The 16,514-nt window shown below is 72.7% G+C and carries 14 protein-coding genes; 9 read left to right on the plus strand and 5 right to left on the minus strand.

The genetic code is table 11. The annotated features are described in order from the left end of the window. Positions 1–94: 94 nt before the first annotated feature. Both ACGFYY_RS28950 and ACGFYY_RS28955 read left to right on the plus strand, forming a co-directional pair. The gene (locus ACGFYY_RS28950; RefSeq protein WP_393713798.1) at positions 95–886 is read left to right on the plus strand and encodes an SDR family NAD(P)-dependent oxidoreductase; all 792 of its coding nucleotides are present in this window, start codon (positions 95–97) and stop codon (positions 884–886) included. 100 nt (positions 887–986) lie between these two features. Next, a complete protein-coding gene (locus ACGFYY_RS28955; RefSeq protein ID WP_393713800.1) occupies positions 987–3,500 on the plus strand; it encodes a CehA/McbA family metallohydrolase in 2,514 nt (837 codons plus the stop codon). Here ACGFYY_RS28955 and ACGFYY_RS28960 read toward each other — a convergent pair. From ACGFYY_RS28960 to cutA, 3 genes are all read right to left on the minus strand, one after another. Further along, positions 3,497–4,564, minus strand: coding sequence for an MBL fold metallo-hydrolase (locus tag ACGFYY_RS28960; RefSeq protein ID WP_393713802.1), 1,068 nt, complete (start codon positions 4,562–4,564; stop codon positions 3,497–3,499). The genes ACGFYY_RS28955 and ACGFYY_RS28960 overlap by 4 nt on opposite strands. Positions 4,565–4,699: 135 nt before the next feature. Next, on the minus strand, positions 4,700–5,866 hold the full coding sequence (locus ACGFYY_RS28965; RefSeq protein ID WP_393713832.1) for an alanine--tRNA ligase-related protein: 1,167 nt from the start codon (positions 5,864–5,866) through the stop codon (positions 4,700–4,702). A gap of 295 nt (positions 5,867–6,161) precedes the next feature. Beyond that, positions 6,162–6,485, minus strand: a complete 324-nt coding sequence (gene cutA / locus ACGFYY_RS28970) for a divalent-cation tolerance protein CutA (RefSeq protein WP_365277727.1) — start codon at positions 6,483–6,485, stop codon at positions 6,162–6,164. 172 nt (positions 6,486–6,657) lie between these two features. Here cutA and ACGFYY_RS28975 point away from each other — a divergent pair, with 172 nt between their 5' ends. Further along, positions 6,658–7,203, plus strand: coding sequence for a hypothetical protein (locus ACGFYY_RS28975; protein WP_393713804.1), 546 nt, complete (start codon positions 6,658–6,660; stop codon positions 7,201–7,203). Positions 7,204–7,213: 10 nt separating this feature from the next. On the opposite strand, the gene ACGFYY_RS28980 is transcribed toward ACGFYY_RS28975, so the two are convergent. Both ACGFYY_RS28980 and ACGFYY_RS28985 read right to left on the minus strand, forming a co-directional pair. After that, positions 7,214–8,515, minus strand: a complete 1,302-nt coding sequence (locus ACGFYY_RS28980) for a ClC family H(+)/Cl(-) exchange transporter (RefSeq protein WP_393713806.1) — start codon at positions 8,513–8,515, stop codon at positions 7,214–7,216. 24 nt (positions 8,516–8,539) lie between these two features. Then, positions 8,540–9,157 (minus strand): dihydrofolate reductase family protein, encoded by a 618-nt coding sequence (locus ACGFYY_RS28985; protein WP_393713808.1) that lies wholly within the window; start codon positions 9,155–9,157, stop codon positions 8,540–8,542. A gap of 245 nt (positions 9,158–9,402) precedes the next feature. On the opposite strand from ACGFYY_RS28985, the gene ACGFYY_RS28990 reads away from it, so the two are divergent. The 6 genes from ACGFYY_RS28990 to ACGFYY_RS29015 all read left to right on the plus strand — a co-directional run bounded on the left by ACGFYY_RS28990 (position 9,403) and on the right by ACGFYY_RS29015 (position 16,231). Next, complete coding sequence (locus ACGFYY_RS28990; protein ID WP_393713810.1) at positions 9,403–9,969, plus strand: HPP family protein; 567 nt, start codon at positions 9,403–9,405, stop codon at positions 9,967–9,969. Between the two features lie 242 nt (positions 9,970–10,211). Then, complete coding sequence (locus tag ACGFYY_RS28995) at positions 10,212–11,432, plus strand: cytochrome P450, cyclodipeptide synthase-associated (protein WP_393713812.1); 1,221 nt, start codon at positions 10,212–10,214, stop codon at positions 11,430–11,432. Between the two features lie 91 nt (positions 11,433–11,523). Further along, complete coding sequence (locus ACGFYY_RS29000) at positions 11,524–11,916, plus strand: nuclear transport factor 2 family protein (RefSeq protein WP_393713814.1); 393 nt, start codon at positions 11,524–11,526, stop codon at positions 11,914–11,916. A gap of 75 nt (positions 11,917–11,991) precedes the next feature. After that, positions 11,992–13,995, plus strand: a complete 2,004-nt coding sequence (locus ACGFYY_RS29005; protein ID WP_393713816.1) for an AAA family ATPase — start codon at positions 11,992–11,994, stop codon at positions 13,993–13,995. A 141-nt stretch (positions 13,996–14,136) separates the two neighbouring features. After that, the gene (locus ACGFYY_RS29010) at positions 14,137–15,738 is read left to right on the plus strand and encodes an MFS transporter (RefSeq protein WP_393713818.1); all 1,602 of its coding nucleotides are present in this window, start codon (positions 14,137–14,139) and stop codon (positions 15,736–15,738) included. Positions 15,739–15,790: 52 nt separating this feature from the next. After that, positions 15,791–16,231: an SRPBCC family protein gene (locus ACGFYY_RS29015; protein WP_365277753.1), complete on the plus strand. Its 441-nt coding sequence runs from the start codon at positions 15,791–15,793 to the stop codon at positions 16,229–16,231. The last annotated feature ends 283 nt before the right edge of the window (positions 16,232–16,514 follow it).

Here is a 16,514-nt window from a genome sequence, read left to right on the forward strand (position 1 = left end):
GGTGGAGGACGACGTGTGGACAAGGAGCCGAGCCGTCCATACTGTTCGTTCGAACGAACAGTTGAGGGACTACGCCAGCCGCACGGGAGTGCTCGTGGACATATCCGGATCGAACGTTCTCCTCACCGGCGCCACCGGTGGCATCGGCGCCGCCCTGGCCGAGCGACTGACCGCGCGGGGGGCCCGCCTCACGGTCAGCGGTCGGCGGGAGGAGGCCCTCAAGGCCACCGCCGACGCCTGTGGAGCCCGTACCGTGGTCGCCGATCTGGCCGTGCGGGCCGACGTCGTCCGGCTCGCCGAGAGCTGTGCGGAGGCGGACATCCTCGTCGCGAACGCCGCCCTGCCGGCCAGCGGCGACCTGCTGGACTACACCGAGGACCAGCTCGACCGCGCCCTCGACGTCAACCTCCGCGCGCCCCTGCTGTTGTCCCGGCTGCTCGCGGAGCACATGGTGGGCCGCGGCCGAGGGCACATCGTGCTGGTCGGCTCCCTCTCCGGCAAGGCGGCGACCAAGTCGACCTCCCTGTACAACGCCACGAAGTTCGGGCTGCGCGGATTCGCCCTCGCGCTGCGCCAGGAACTCAGGGGCACGGGGGTCGGGGTGTCCCTGGTCCAGCCCGGCTTCGTCCGCGATGCCGGGATGTTCGCGGCCACCGGTGCCACCACGCCGAAGGGCATCAGGACCGTCACGCCCGGCCAGGTCGCCGACGGCGTCGAACGGGCCGTCCACCGCGACCGGTGCGAGGTCAACGTCGCGCCACTGGAGCTGCGGCTGCTCAGCGCCGTCGCCGGGCAGTTCCCCGGGTTCGCCGAGCGCGTCCAGGCCCGTACGGACGTCGACGGGTCCGTACGACAGATCGTGGAGGCCCAGCGCTCCAGCCGCTAGGCCGTCTCTTCCGGATCTTGCCGGGCCCGGCCGATCGGGCGCACCCTCGCACCAGCACGCACGCCTTCCCCGCCACCCCACGTGAACGGAGAGCACAGCTGTGCCGAGTGAACACCTCCTGAGCGATGCGCCCGACCCGGCCCCCCGCTCCGGCTCCGCCCCTGGCCCCGGCTCCGGCTCCGGCTCGTATGTCGAGCGCCGGTCCCTGCTCCGGTTAGGGGCCCTGCTCGCCGCGGGCGGAGCCGCCGCGCTGGTTCCCGCGCCGATCGCGTACGCCGCGACGAGGGGCCAGGGCTCCGACACGGTGACCACCACCTACCGCGGCCACTCCCCCTACGGCAACGACCAGTGGGCGTACGTCCCCTTCGATGTCCCCGCCGGAGTCCACCGGATCTCCGTCGCCACCACCCACGACGCCGCCGCCGGCATCCTGGACCTCGGCGTCTTCGGCCCGTCCGGCTTCCGCGGCTGGTCGGGCGGCGCCCGGACCGGCTTCACCCTCTCCGCCTCGGACGCCACCCCCGGCTACGTGCCGGGCCCCGTCGACCCCGGCGGCTGGTCGATCATCCTGGGGCCGATGGTCGGCAGCGCCGGCGGCATGGCCTGGCAGGTCGACGTCACCCTCCACCACGGAGATCCGCTCCCCCGGACGCCGTACGACATCCTGCCGACCTCGGTGGCCGGCCGGGGCCCCGGCTGGTACCGGGGCGACCTGCACCTGCACAGCGTCCACTCCGACGGGCAGCGCACGGTGGACGAGATCGTCGCGGCGGCCCGCCAGGAGGGGCTGCACTTCATCGCCACCTCCGACCACAACACCAGTTCCACCGGCGTGACGTGGCGCGGCAACATCCCGACCGACCTGCTGGTCGTCAACGCCGAGGAGGTCACCACCCGCCACGGCCACTGGCTGGCCGTCGGTCTACCGCAGGGCGAGTGGGTGGACTGGCGCTACGGCCCCGCGAACCAGGGGGCGTTCGAGGAGCAGGCCCGGCGCGTGCACAGTCTGGGCGGACTCACGATCGCCGCCCATCCGCTCACTCCGGCGGCGGGCTCCTTCTGGGAGTTCGGCCTCGACCGCGTGGACGCGCTGGAGGTGTGGAACGGACCCTGGACGCTGGACGACGCGGCCAACATCGCCGCCTGGCACGTCATGCTCTGCCTCGGCAAACGGGTGGCCGCCGTCGGCAACAGCGACGCGCACAGCCCCGCGGACGCCGTCGGCCGCCCCCACAACGTCGTGTACGCCACCGACCTGTCGACGCCCGCCGTCCTGGACGCGCTGCGGCTCGGCCGGTCGTACGCCGTCGAATCCGCCGCCGTGACGCTGGACTTCACCGCCCGCACCGGCGGAGCGGTCGCGGGACCCGGTGAGGAACTGCCGCTGTCGTTCTTCGACGCCGTCGACGTGACCTTGGACGTGACGGGCGCCCCGGACAGCGTCGCCACGCTCTACACCGAGTGGGGCATCATGGCCGCCACCCGCATCGACGGCAGCGGCAGGGGGCAACTGCGCTGGCGTGGCTGGGGCAAGGCCTCGCTGTTCGCCCGGGCCGAGGTGCGCCGGCTCAAGCCCGCCTCCACCACCTTGGACCAACTGGTGGCCATCACCAACCCGGTGTGGTTCTACTCCGCGCAACTGCCCCCGTACGACGTGGAGCGGCGGGTGCTCTTCCACACCGAGCGCCGGCCGGACGGGTCGTGGAGCGGCATGCGTCCGCTGCCGGGTGCCGCCGCCGGATCCGGCTCGGGCGCCGGCTCGTTCACTGGGGTGCAGAGCGCCGTGGCCGGTATGCCGGACGGCTCGGTCGTGGTGCTGGGCATCGCGCCCGACAACGGTCTGTGGCTGACCACCGTGCGGGGTTCGGCGACGCCGCGGCCCTGGCAACGCGTCGCGGGGCCGGACGGCGCGACCGGATTCACCGTGCGGGAGGCGGACATCGCGGCCTTCCCCGACGGCACCTGCCAGATCGTTGTGACGGCCATGGACGGCACCACCTTCCACCAGCAACGCCGTGCCGACGGCGGACTGACCGGGTTCCGGGCCCTGTCCGGCCTCACCGCGAAGAGCCGCTGGGGCGCGGGGAAGGTGTCGATCGCCGCGATGCCCGACGGGTCGGCCCAGGTGATCTCTTACGGCACGGACGGTGCCCTGTACCACTGCGTGCGCGGGCGGGACGGTACGTGGACGGCCTGGGGTCGTCCGGCCGGCTACAACGGGGCCCCGACGTTCTCCGGTCCGGCCCTGGCGATCACCGGGATGCCCGACGGCTCCGCCCAGGTCCTCGCGATCGGGCTCGACGGGATGGTGTACCACCAGTTGCGGCGGCCGGACGGCTCCTGGACCGGCTTCCGGCCCCTGCGGGGCGTCACCACCGCCACCATGGGGGCCAGCGCCATCGGCATCGCCGGGACACCCGACGGCTCCGCCCAGGTCGTGGCGGTCGGGCTCGACGGACGGGTCTGGCACAACGTCAGGAGGCCGGACGGCTCCTGGACCCCCTTCGCGCAGATACCCGGCCCGAACGGGAGGGACCCGTTCCCCGCGGGACAGGTCCGCATCACCGCCTTGCGGGACGGCTCCACGCACGTGACGGTGATCAGCGCCGGTTAGGAACCGGGCTGTCGCTGCGGAGCCGGCGCCGTGGGGTTACGGAGCGGAGGCCGGGACCAGGGCGCGTCCGGATCGGCCGACTCGGGCCGCAGCCCGAGCTCGCGGAGCTGGTTGACCGCCGTCATCGCGAGGAACATCGCGTTCGGGTTGGCGCCGCCGCCCCCGAGCGCGGTGACGGCCTCCCCGTAGCGTGCGCCGAACTCGCTCGGCCGTACCGGTCCGCTCTCCCCGATCAGCCCGAGCGCCGCCGCCTGCAGGGCGGTGGCCCGTTCCAGCAGCCCGTCCAGGTAGGGCACCACCTCGGCGCCACGGCGCAGGGCGAAGGTGTGGCCGTCGGTGAGGAGTTCGGCCTGCCCCTCCTCGAAGAGGAGGGCGACCGCGCCGAGTACGGTCTGGATCTTGAGCTGGTCGGCGTCGGCCATGGCCCCGCAGGGTCCGTTCCCCTCGTCGGAGAGGTGCAGGACGCCCGGGTCCCGGAGGTGGACGACGACGTGCCCGGCGCAGTGGCCCTGGCTGCGCAGCACGCGTACCGCGCAGTCCGCGAAGGTCCAGCCGGTGAACCGTGACGAGCCGATCCGGATCCGTTCCGGGGCCCGTTGCTCGTAGGTGCGGGTGGTGGCGCCGAACGGGCGCATGGGCTCGAACAGCGACACCAGCCGGGTCGCCAGTGCGGGCGGGGCCGCCGGCATCGCCCCGGCGACGCGCTCGAGGGTCCGCGTCCAGTACGCCACCGGGTCCCGCATCTGGTCGAGGTCGAGGGCGGGAACGTAGTGCTCGACCGGCACGCCCAGCTCGTCGGCCAGGTCGTCGTTGCCGACGTGGTCGGGGTGACCGTGCGTGGTCAGCACCAGGGCCCGGGACCAGGGCCCGACCCGGCCGGCGGCCTCCCGCAGGGCCGTGCGGAAGACCGTGGTGACGCCGGTGTCGACCAGCACCAGGGTGTCGCCGGCCCGGTGGACGAGGGCGTTGGCGACGTCCGGGCGATCGCGTTCGACATCCAGTTCCTGCCCTCGGACCAGCAGGGTCCGTTCGTCGATCTCGATCACATCACCGAGCGCGGTCATCGGTCCTCCCGCGGTCCCGTCGGTGCACGACGTACGCTCCCCCGTCGACGAGCGTACGCCGCATCCGGCGCGGTGTCCCCGCGAAGCCCACCGCTCCGGCGCGTCCTCGCGGGAACGCGGACCGCACGCGTGCGGTCACTCCTCCCGCAGGCTCGTGACCAGCTCGCGCGGCAGCCCATGGGTGTCGTGGAGGTGGTGGAGGTCCTCCTCGGTCAGCGGGCCGCGGAACCGGGGCCGGGCGAGCACCTGCCGCCCGCGTTCCAGCAGTCGCCGGAACCGACGCTCCTCCTCGCACAGGATCGGGAGGACGTCGCCGGGATCCATGACCTGCCGGAAGTGGTCCAGGGTGTGCCGAACCAGTTCGAGCGGCAGGTCCCCGAGGCCGCGCGAGGGGTCGTCGCGCCACAGCAGCGTGAGCAGCCGTCGTACCAGGCGGCGCAGTACGTACCCCTGGCCCGTGTGGGCCGGGCGCACGCCGTCGCCGATGACCACGACGGCCGAGCGCAGGTGGTCGCAGACCACGCGCAGCGACCGTTCGTCCAGGGGCCACAGGCCCGGTACGAGGCTGCGCCAGGGGTCGAAGACGTCGCACTCGAACACGGACGACTTGCCCTGGAGCAGGGAGGTGAGTCGCTCCAGGCCGAGGCCGGTGTCCACGTTGCGCTGGGGCAGGGGCACCAGGGAACCGTCGTCGAGCCGGCGGTGGGTCATCGTCACGTGGTTCCACACCTCCACCCAGCGGTCGTCGCGGGTGGGGGTGGACTCGGGCGGGCCGTCGCCGTTCCACAGGAAGATCTCCGAGTCGGGACCGCACGGTCCGACGGGCCCGTTGGACCACCAGTTGTCCTCCACGGTGAGTTCGACGGGGACGCCGCGGTCCTGCCAGAGTTCCAGGGAGGCGGTGTCGGGCCCGGTCCGGTCGTCGCCGGCGTGCACGGTGGCGTACAGCAGGCCGGGATCGACGCCCAGGCCCTCGGTGAGGAGCCCGTACCCCCAGTCGAGGCTGCGGGGGCCGTCGTAGTCACCCAGCGACCAGGTGCCCAGCATCTCGAAGACCGTCAGGTGGGTGGCGTCGCCGACCTCCTCCAGGTCCGTGGTGCGCAGACAGCGCTGGACGTTGACCAGGCGGCGGCCCAGCGGGTGGGGGCGGCCCACCAGGTAGGGGGTGAGCGGGTGCATGCCGGAGGTGGTGAAGAGCACGGGGTCGCCGGGCGGTGGCAGCAGCGTCGAGCCGACGATTCGGCGGTGCTCGCGCTCTTCGAAGTACTCGACGAACGTGTTGACCAGCAGTTCGGTACTCATCAGGTGGTGGGTGAGGTGCTTCATGGGGTGACTCCTTCGCATGGAGCGGGGGGAGGCACCGGAGAACGGGACCGTTCGGTCTCCGACCGGGGGCAAGGGCGCCACGGCACAACCGACGGACCGTTGTCCGGTCGCCGGGGAGAGGGGGAAGGTCAGGCGGCGGCAACCGGCGAGCTGGTCGCTCGCGCGGTCGCGGTGGTGCTGAGGCCGGTGACGTTCATGCGGCCCACCTTAGTGCGGCCCCCGCCGCCGGTGCGCGGTGTTTTTCGCGCCGGCGGCGGGGGTGGGGCGAGGGCTATCCGGTCGTGGTCTCCTTCACCACCCACGCCAGGTACTCCTCCGTGGCTCCGCCGGCCGGCAGCACGATCCACTGCGGCACCTCGTACGGGTGCCGTTCGTGGACCCACGCCTGCAACTCGGCGGCCTTCTCGGCGGTCGTCTTGAAGGAGATCCGGTACTCCCGCTCGTGCTGCACCGCGTCCTTCCACCAGTAGAAGGTGGTCATCCGGGCGTCGATGTGCGCGCCGGCCGCCAGCCGGGCCTCCACCGCGGCCCGCGCGATCTCGTACGCCTTCGATTCGTCGTCCACGGTCGTCTGCGCGATCACGATGCTCGCCATGCCGGTCCTCCTGGGTCGGTTTCGGCCACCCTACGGGCGGCGCCGGCGTGTTGCGGAAATCCGGTCCGGGCCGGCGGGAACCAGGGCGCCCAACCGTCCGGCAGGTGGCTGGGGCTGACCGCCCTGGCGCGGCTATCGTGCGGCACCAGGGAACCGGTTCGGGGGAGGAACTGTGGCGTTGCTCGATCAACTGCCCGCTCTGATAGGCGTCGTGGTCGGTTCGATCGGCTCCTACGCCGTGCAGACCTTGACCGAGCGTCGGCGCTGGACGCGACAGCGGGAGGAACGGTGGGACGAGAAGCGCTTCGAGACGTACGGCCGTTACGCCAATGCCCTCAAGGCACAGCTCCGTGTCGCTCAGCGCATCGGTGCCTCGCTCGGTTTCGCGGACGTGGCCGATCCGTTGGCGCCGGCCGAGGGTCTGCCCATGCTCGCCGACGCGGAGTCCCATCGGGCGACGGAGTGGGAGTCCGTCCTGCTCGTCGGTGACGCGGCGACGATCGCCGCGGCGCGACACTGGCACGAGACGATCTGGACCGTCGAGCTGCTCGTCCGGGAGGGCGTGGTCGACGGCGAGCGGTGGACCACGGCGCATCGGCTCGCGAGTGCGGCGCGTGACGCCTTCTACGAGAGCGCGCGGCGCGACCTCGGCATAGAGGGGGCTCCACCGCCGTCGGGGCAGTGGCCACGACAGTGGCGGGCCGAGCTGTCCGGGTGAGGGGTGGCGTTCAGGCACGTTCCGACATCCGGCGGCGCAGGGTGTCGTAGATGGGTGCGCTCCCCAGCCGGTCCGCGGTCACCGTCGCGGCGAAGCAGGCGATCAGCAAGGGCAGCAGGAGCGCGCCGGCCCCTGTCATCTCCAGGACCAGGACGGCGCCGGTGAGTGGTGCCCGTACGACGCCGGTGAACACCGCCGCCATCCCCACCACCGCGAAGGCGGCCGCGCTCGCGGAGCCGGCCGGTAGCAGGGGGGCGGCGAGGGCGTGGGTGAGCGTTCCCCAGAGGGCTCCCAGGGCCAGCAGCGGGGCGAACAGTCCACCGGGGGTCGCGGCGGCGTAGCTCAGCGGTCCGGCCACGCACCGGACGGCGAGGCAGAGCACGAGCGCCGCCACCGTCAGGCCGCCGCCCGCCGGCAGGCGCTCGCTCAGCTGGTCGCCGCCGCCCGTGAGGAGCGGATCGAAGGACATCAGAGCGCCGACCCCGGCGCCGATGACGGCGGCGCGGGCGACCAGGGGGATCCGGGTCAGCCGGTCGCACACCCGCAGGGTGCCGACGACCAGAGTGCTGTACGCGGCGCCCAGCGCGCCGGCCGTCACCCCCGACAGCAGGAAGACCGGCAGCATCCACAGCGGCGGGGCCGGGACGGCCGCCAGGGGAAGGACGAGCGCATCACCCACGACGATCCGGGAGCCGGCCACCGCCGTGACGGTGCCGACGAGCGTCAGGAGCACCAGGCGCGGCCGGACCGTGCCGGTCACCTCCTCGCAGACGAACAACAGTCCGCCCAGCGGGGCGGTGAACGCCACCGCCAGGCCCGCCCCGCCGAGCGCGGTGTGCAGCATGCGGGCGTCCTCGGTGTCCAGGCGGCCACGCCGACCGGCCGCGGATCCGATCGTGGCTCCCATGTGGACGATCGGCCCTTCCCTTCCCAGGACCAGGCCCGAGCCGATCGCGATGAGTCCGCCCAGGAACTTCGCCGGTAGCAGCCACGCGACACGGGCCTCGGCCTCCTGCCGCCACACGGCTTCCACGTGCTGGATCCCGCTGCCCGCGGCGTGCGGGACCCGCTGTGCGATCACGCATGCCACGGCCGCGCCCACCGCGGTGAGGACGACGGGGAGGAGCCGGCCCGCCGGCCCCAGCCCGTCGGCCACCTCCAGCACCGAGGCGCGCAGCGCGTCCGCGTGCAGCAGGCACCAGCGGAATCCGCCGCCGACCAGTCCGACCAGAGCGCCCGCCAGTGCCGCGACCACGAAGGAGCGGCCGGACCGCCACGGACCGGACCGAACACCGCGTGGAGTCTGCGTCATGACCCGACCAGCCGATTCCGTCGCTTACTGGTGCTGGGGCAGGTGGGTCCTGGCGTCCTCGTACGTCCCCTCGCCGGGGACGGTGGCCACGGCGTAGGACAGGTTCAGCACACCGGACGGGAAGGTCTCGGCGGAGAGCAGCTCCAGCGGGATCGCCGGCGCGTCGTCCTCGAACAGGCGCATGCCGTTGCGTACGGCGATCGGGTGCAGCAGGAGGTTCAGTTCGTCCAGGAGGCCGGCGGCGATCAGTTGACGTACGACGGAGACCGAACCGCTGATCCATACGGGGGCGTCCGCGGCCGGCTCGTCCTTGAGCGCGGCGACCGCCGACGTGAGGTCGCCGACGAGCTGTTCGGAGTTCCGCCAGGTGAAGTCGAGCGGGCTGTTCGACACCACGATCTTGCGGGCGTCGCCGAGCACCGCGGCGAACGGGGCGTCCTCCCCACCGGCCGCTTCCCGCTCCGGCCAGGCGCCCGCGAAGCTGTCGTAGGTACGGCGCCCGAGCAGCAGTGTGTCGGCCCTGCCCAGGGTCGCGTCGACGGCCGCCCCCATCTCCTCGTCGAAGTAGGGGAAGTGCCACCGGTCGGGCGCCTCGACGACACCGTCGAGCGAGATGAACAGCTGCGCCTTGATCTTCCTCATAGCGGTCTCCGGGAGCTGGTGGTCGGTCCGTCCGCGTACGGCCCCATCCAAGGGCACGCGCCGGTCGGACGCCGCTCGACTCCCCGACGGCGGCGGTACGGCTTCCGCGCCGCGGTCGCTACGCAGGCGTTGTAGGGCGGTGACAGGGCGGCGGTGCAGGGTGGCCGGGGTGCGCGAGCCGTCCCACCGCACCCCGACCCGTGTACCGCCGCCGTGGTACCGCCGCCGTGCCAGGAGGCGCCCTCGTGAACGCTGACTCCGTGTTGTCCCACCGACGCGTGCCCGGCCCCGAGGCGCCGCACGGCGAGGTACCGGTCCCGACGGGGCGCGGAGGCCGGCGATCCGCCTGGCGCGGCGCGGCAGCGGCCCTGCACAGCGTCGGCGCGGTCACCACCGTCCTGTTGGCGCTCGCGGCCATCGGGGCGGCGATCAGCGAGCCGGTCCTCATACCGTCCCTCGCCGCCACTGCCGGAGTCCTGCACAGTGCCCCCACACTCCCCATGGCCCAGCCCCGGAGTGTCGTCGTCGCGCACATGCTGGGCGCCGGCGCCGGGTACGCGGTCCTCGCTCTGGCGCAGAGCAGCCCCTGGAGCGCGGCGCTGGCCGGGGGGCTGACGTTCGCCGCGACCACGCTCGCCCGGACGCCGCACTCACCCGCCTGCGCCACGGCGGTCGTCGTCGTGCTGCAGACCCCGGCACCCGCGCGGTTCGTCCCGCTGCTGCTCGTGGCCAGTGTGGTCCTCGTCGTCGCCGGTTTCGCGGCGTCCCGGTTGCGTCGGGGAGCGGCCCGGTACCCGGTCCGCTGGTGGTAGCGCGGCCACGGCCGCCGGCTCGGCGACCCGCCGAACCGTCGATGCGGTGCCGTGAGCTGCGGATCTTGCGCCGGTTTTCACCCAATGGCCGGGTGTGAAGGAATCCCAACGGGCGCAACCCGTACCGCTGTTCCCACGTCTTGCAGGCCGGATCGCCCACCTGCCCGTTCTCTCGCGCACGCGAGGGGCGCAGGTGGCGTCTTGTTGCTTCCGCGCGACGCGCAGTTCGAAAGGTCTTCCCCATGCCCTTGGTCGATACCGATTTCAGCATCCTGTCCGAGGAGTTCGCCGCCGCCCCCGACCGCTACTTCGCAGCACTACGGGAGCAGGCTCCGGTCCATTACGAACCGGAGATCGACAGCTACTTCATCTCCCGTCACGAGGACGTGAAACGGGTGCTGAGCGACCACGAGTCGTTCACCACCGAAATGCTGCAGGTCCGCGCCGAGCCGGTGATGCGTGGGCCGGTGCTCGCCCAGATGACCGGGGCCGAGCACACCGCCAGACGAAGGATCGTCGTCCGGGCCTTCACCGGCTCGGCCCTCCAGGACCAGATACGCGTCATCCACGCCAACGCCGCCGCGCTCATCGCCCCGTTCCTCCCTTTGGGCCGGGTGGACCTGATCAACGACTTCGGCAAGCCGTTCGCCATGCACGTGACGCTCGACGTCCTGGGCCTGGACCGGAAGGACTGGGAGCAGGTGGCCGCCTGGCACAACGGTGTGGCCGAGTTCGTCACCGGCCTGAACCTCACCCCCGAGCGCCGCCGCCACTGCGTCGACTGCGCCGTGCGGTTGGAGGCCTATCTCCTCCCGGTGATCGAACAGCGGCGCCGCACCCCCGGCGACGACCTGATATCCCAGCTGTGCATCGCGGAGTTCGACGGTGTCGCCATGAGCGATCGTGAAGTCACCGCGCTGATCATCAATGTGCTCGTGGCCTCCGCCGAACCCACGGACAAGACCCTCGCCCTGCTCTTCAAGCACCTCATCGACCATCCCGAGCAGTTGGCGCAGGTCCGCCGGGATCCCGAGCTGCTGGGCGCCGCGATCGCCGAGACCTTGCGCTACACCCCGCCGGTCCAGCTCATTCCCCGCCAGGCGAAGGAGGACGCCGTGTTCGCCGGCACCACCGTCCCGGCGGGTGCCATCGTCTTCTGCATGATCGGCGCGGCCAACCGCGACCCCGACGCCTTCACCGCTCCGGACACCTTCGACATCCACCGCCCGGACCTGGGCACCGCCCGCTCCTTCACCGCCGCCGCCCAGCACCTGGCGTTCGGTGCCGGACTCCACCAGTGCGTCGGCACCGCGTTCGCGCGCGCCGAGCTCGAGACCGTCGCCGCGATGCTCCTGCCCCTGCTCGACCAGGTCCGCCACAGCCCGGGCTTCCCGTACCAGGAGGCCGGCCTCTACACCCGGGGTCCGGTCGCGCTGTCGCTGGACTTCACCCCCGTCCGCTGACGGTTCCCCGGCTCCCCCAGGGGCACCGACCTCCGCGGCTCCAGAAGCCCGGCCCTCCCCCGTACACCCCCCACTCCCAGGCGAGACGACCATGACATCGACCGACATCACCCGTGCCATCAACGATCTCCTGTTCACCCCGGGCGTCGACCTCACCGAAGCCGTCGACCGGCACTTCACCCCCGACTACCGGCAGCGCACCAACGGCGTGTGGAGCGACCTCGCCTCCTTCACGCAGCACATGACACGCCTGCGCTCCCTGATCCGCAGCGGGCACATCGAGGTGCACGACGAAGTCCGTGACGGAACGCTCTACGCCGACCGCCACACCGTCACCCTCGTCCACGAGGACGGCCACACCTCCCGTACCGAGGTCTACCTCTTCGCCCACCTGTCCCCCGACGGCCGGTTCCGGCGCGTCGACGAGACCACCCTCCTGGTCACCGGTCACGCCGATGACGAGAACCTCGGTCTCGTCACGTGACGTCGGCGGGCCCGCGCGCGAGTGCCGGGCCCCCGCGACCGCTGTCCACCGCCGCAACAGAGGGAAGGAGCCGCCATGGTGTCCGTGGGGGAAAGACTGAGCAGAGCGCGCGTACGCGCGTTCGTCGGCCGGGACGAGGAACTCGGCCGATTCGGAGCGGCGTTGGCGGGTGATCCGCAGGCGCCGTTCGCGTTCTACGTGTACGGGCCGGGCGGTATCGGGAAGTCGACGCTGCTGCGGCGGCTGGCGGACCACGCCCGGGACGCGGGCCGGCTGCTCGTCGAACTCGACGGCCGGTTCGTCAGTCGGGACCCGGCCGAGTTCGAGCACGCCGCCGGACCTTTCCTGGACGTGCCCGGCACGGTCCTGTTCGTGGACTCGTTCGAGCACTGCCAGTGGCTGGAGAGCTGGCTGTGGCACCACTTCCTGCCGCGTGCCGCGGACGACACCCTGGTCGTCCTGGGCGGCCGACGGGCCCCGCAGCCGCAGTGGGCCGCCGATCCGGCCTGGTCGCGGCTGCTGCACGTGAGCGAGCTGGAGCCGTTCTCCGCGGAGCAGGCCCGGAGCCTGCTGGTGGCCGCGCAGATCCGGCCCGAACTGCGGGACCGGGTGCTGCGCTTCGCCGGGGGCAACCCGCTCGCGCTGTCGCTGGCGGCCGCGGCCGGGTCGGAGGGCTGCGGCCGGGAGGAGATCTGGGCACCCACGGCGGACGTGCTGCGCACCCTGCTGGCGGGGCTGATCGGGGAGGTGCCTACGGCGGCCCACCGCCGCGCCCTGGAGGTGGCGGCGCAGGCCCATTCGACGTCCGAGGAACTGCTGGCCGCGGTCCTTCCCGGGGAGGACGTCCATCCGCTCTTCTCCTGGCTGCGCGACCTGCCCTTCATGGAGTCGACTCTGCGGGGACTGCATCCGCACGACGCGGCACGTGAGACGCTGGCCGCCGACCTGCGCTGGCGGGCGCCCAACGCCTTCGAGTCGATGCGCCGGCGCCTGGCGGACGAGTACCTGCGCATCCTGCGCGAGGCTCCCGAGGAGCGGGTGTGGACCGTCACCGACGATCTCTTCTACCTGTTCCGGGAGGGCGCGACACTGGCCCGGCTGCGTTCCTGGTCCCGCGAGGACGAGGTCCACGACCGGCCGCTGCACCTGGACGACATCGATGTCATCCTGCGGATGGCCACCGAGACGGAAGGCGCCGCCTCGGCGGACCTGGTCCGCTACTGGGCGCTGCGTCAGCCGCAGGCGTTCAGCGTCTACCGGCTCGTGAGCACGGGCCGGATCGTCGCGTTCACGGCGCGACTGGTGCTGCCGTCCCCGCCCGACGCCCAGGATCTGGCCACCGATCCCGTGGTGGCCGCGGCCTGGCGGTACACCCAGGACACCGACCCGGTGAGCTCCGGTGAGCACATCGGCATCAGCCGCTTCTCCATCTACCCCGAGCAGTACCAGGTGCCCTCGCGGGTCATCGACCTGAGCAGTTCCCGGGCCCAGGCGGAGGCGGCCCGCGCCCGCGGGCGCGCGTACGGGTTCGCCGTCTTCCAGGACGCCGAGACGTGGGCCGCGCGCGTCGAGGGCACGTTGGTGGACACGACGGCACGGCCACGGGTGGGCGAGTACACGTACGGGCTGTTCGCCGTCGACTGGCGTCAACTGCCGGTGGAGACCTGGCTCATGCGATTCATATCGGCCACCGAGGCGCCCGCAGCCCCGTCCGGGCCGTCGCCCGTTTCCCGCAACGCGTTCGACCAGGCCGTGCGCGAGGCCCTGGTCCACTGGCGCGATGCGGACGCGTTCGCCGCCTGTGCGCTGCTGCGTTCCCGTCTGGCGGCCGACTTCGGCAGTCCGGTCGGGGAGTTGCGCGCCCTGCTGCGCGGGGCGGTCGACGACCTCGGGCTCGACCCGCGCGGGGTGCGCGCCCGCGAGGCCCTGACGGCCGGCTACTTCTCGGGGGCGCCCACCCAGGAGGCCGCCGCCCGTCGCCTGGGGCTCCCGTACGGCACCTACCGCCGCCATCTGCGCCAGGGCCTGGACCTGCTCTGCGAGGCCTTGTGGCAGGAGGAGTTGCACGATCCGCGGTAGGCCGTCCAGCGGCGGCGGACGCGAGCCGTAGGTACGGCCGAACCCGGGCCGGGCCGGGTGGACAGGTGCGGACAGGAGTGGACAGTGGCCGCTCCTGTCCGGCCTGGATAGTGGACACCGTTCGCGTCGAGTCTGTGCGGCATGAACGTTGCACTCACGCAGACGAGCCGGGCAGCACGCCGGGCCCCCCGGCCGGGAGCGGTGCTCGCCGCGCTCGCCGCGGCCCAGTTCACCGTCATGCTCGCCACCTCGATCGTCAATGTGGCGCTGCCGCAGATCCGCGCGGGGGCGGGCCTCTCGGACGGCGGGACCACCTGGGTGGTCAACGCCTACGGCCTGGCGTTCGGGGCGCTGCTCCTGGCGGGCGGCCGGATCGCCGACCTCCTCGGCCGCCGCCGGGTGCTGGTCGGCGGGCTCGCCCTGTTCGCGTCGGCCTCGGTGGCGGCGGGGCTGACCGCCTCCTCCGGCGTGCTGATCACCACCCGTGCGCTGCAGGGTGTCGGCGCCGCCGCGATCGCCCCGGCCGCGCTCGCCCTGGTGATGGACCGGTTCCCGCCCGGTCCCGGGCGCGGTAGGGCCTTGGGCGTGTGGGGAGCGGTCTCCGGCGCGGGAGCGGCCGGCGGCGTGCTGCTGGGCGGCGTGCTGACCCAGGCGTGGGGCTGGCCCTGGATCTTCCACTCGGTGGGCCTCGGATCGGCGGTGGTACTGGCCGCCGTGGTGGCGCTGGTGCCACGGGACGCCGAGGCGGAGGCCGACCCGCGGGATGAACGGCAGGGTGAACGGCCGGGCGAGCGGCAGGGTGAACGGCAGGGTGAACGGCCGGGCAAGCGGCCGGGCGTGGCGAGACGCGGGCAGTTCGACCTGCTGGGCACCGTCGCCATCACCTCGGCCCTGACCTGCCTCGTGTGGGCGCTGACCACGGCACGCGGCGCCGGCTGGACGGACGCCCGGGTACTGGGCTCCCTCGGCGCCGCCGCCGTACTGCTGGTGACCTTCTACGTGATCGAGCGCCGCCGGCCGAACGCGCTCGTACCGCCCAGGCTGTTCACGGCCGGACGGGTCGCCGCGGGCAATCTGCTGATGGCCCTGCTGGGGTCGGTCTGGATCGCCCTGTTCTTCTTCCTGCCGCTCTACCAGCAACAGGTGCTGGGGACGGGCCCCTTGCTCACCGGCGTGGGACAACTCCCGCTCGCCCTGGCGCACATGATCGGCTCCGCTCTCGCTCCACGCGTGGCCCGAGCCATCGGGGCCACCGCGACCGTGACCGCGGCCCTGTCGACCGAGGCAGCCGGTCTGTTGTGGCTGTCCTGGATGCGGCCGGACGGGAGTTACCTCGTCGATGTCCTCGGGCCGAGCATCCTGGTCGGACTGGGCCTGAGCATCGCCTTCGTACAGCTGACCGCGCTCGCCGTGGACGGCGTACCCCGCCAGGACGCGGGCCTCGCCGGCGGGCTGGTGAACACCACCCGACAGGTCGGCGGCGCCATCGGGCTCGCCGCCCTCGCCACCCTGGCCGGCTCCGTCACCGCCCGGGCAACCCCCGACCGGCCACCCCTGGACGCCCTCACCGCCGGCTACCGGGCCGCCTTCACCGTCTCCGCCGCGATCCTGGCCGCCACCGCCCTCCTCGCGCTGTTCCTGATCCGCCGTACCGGGGCACGTACCGCGCCGGTCACCACCGCCGGACCGGCGGGCGCCGACCCGCACACGTCCCCGCTCCCACCGGTCCCGCTGGACCGGTAGCTCAGCCACAACCGCACCACCGACCCATCTCATCCCGACAGGAAGTACAGCCATGGTCACCATCGACGAGACCGCACCCGTGATCGTCCGCCTGAGCACCGTGATCGACGCCCCGCTCACGACCGTGTGGGCGCTGCACACCGATGTCGCGGCCTGGCCTGCCTGGAACGCGGACATCGACCGGACGACGGTCGACGGACCGCTGCTGCCCGGCAGCTCCTTCAGCTGGCTCACCCACGGCCTGGACATCACCTCCACCGTGCGGGAGCTGGTCCCCGGCAAGCGGATCGTGTGGGGCGGCACCGTCGAGGGCATCGTCGGCGTCCACGTCTGGGCCTTCGAAGAGTCCGATGCCGGCGTCGTGGTCCACACCGAGGAGTCCTGGAGCGGAGACCCCGTCGACGCCGAGGTCGACGAACTCGGCAAGGCCCTCCACGACTCCCTCGAAGGCTGGCTCTCGCATCTCAAGGACCGTGCCGAACAACCCGTCTGACCAGGCGCCACGTCCACGCGGTCACGGATCCACGCACGTTGCGCCGTCCCGCATCCACACATCCGCGCACCCACGCATCCACGCATCCACGCATCCACGCACCCACGAAAGAGATTTCCGCCATGACGACGACCACCCCTCCGTACCTGACCGGCCACTTCACCCCCGTCGCCGAGGAGGTCTCCGCCACCGACCTGACCGTGGAGGGTTCGCTGCCGCCAGAGCTGACCGGCCGGCTGCTGCGCAACGGCCACAACCCCAAGCCCGGTGTCACCCCCACCCA

This window comes from Streptomyces sp. NPDC048331, assembly GCF_043201215.1.
Lineage (GTDB): Bacteria > Actinomycetota > Actinomycetes > Streptomycetales > Streptomycetaceae > Streptomyces.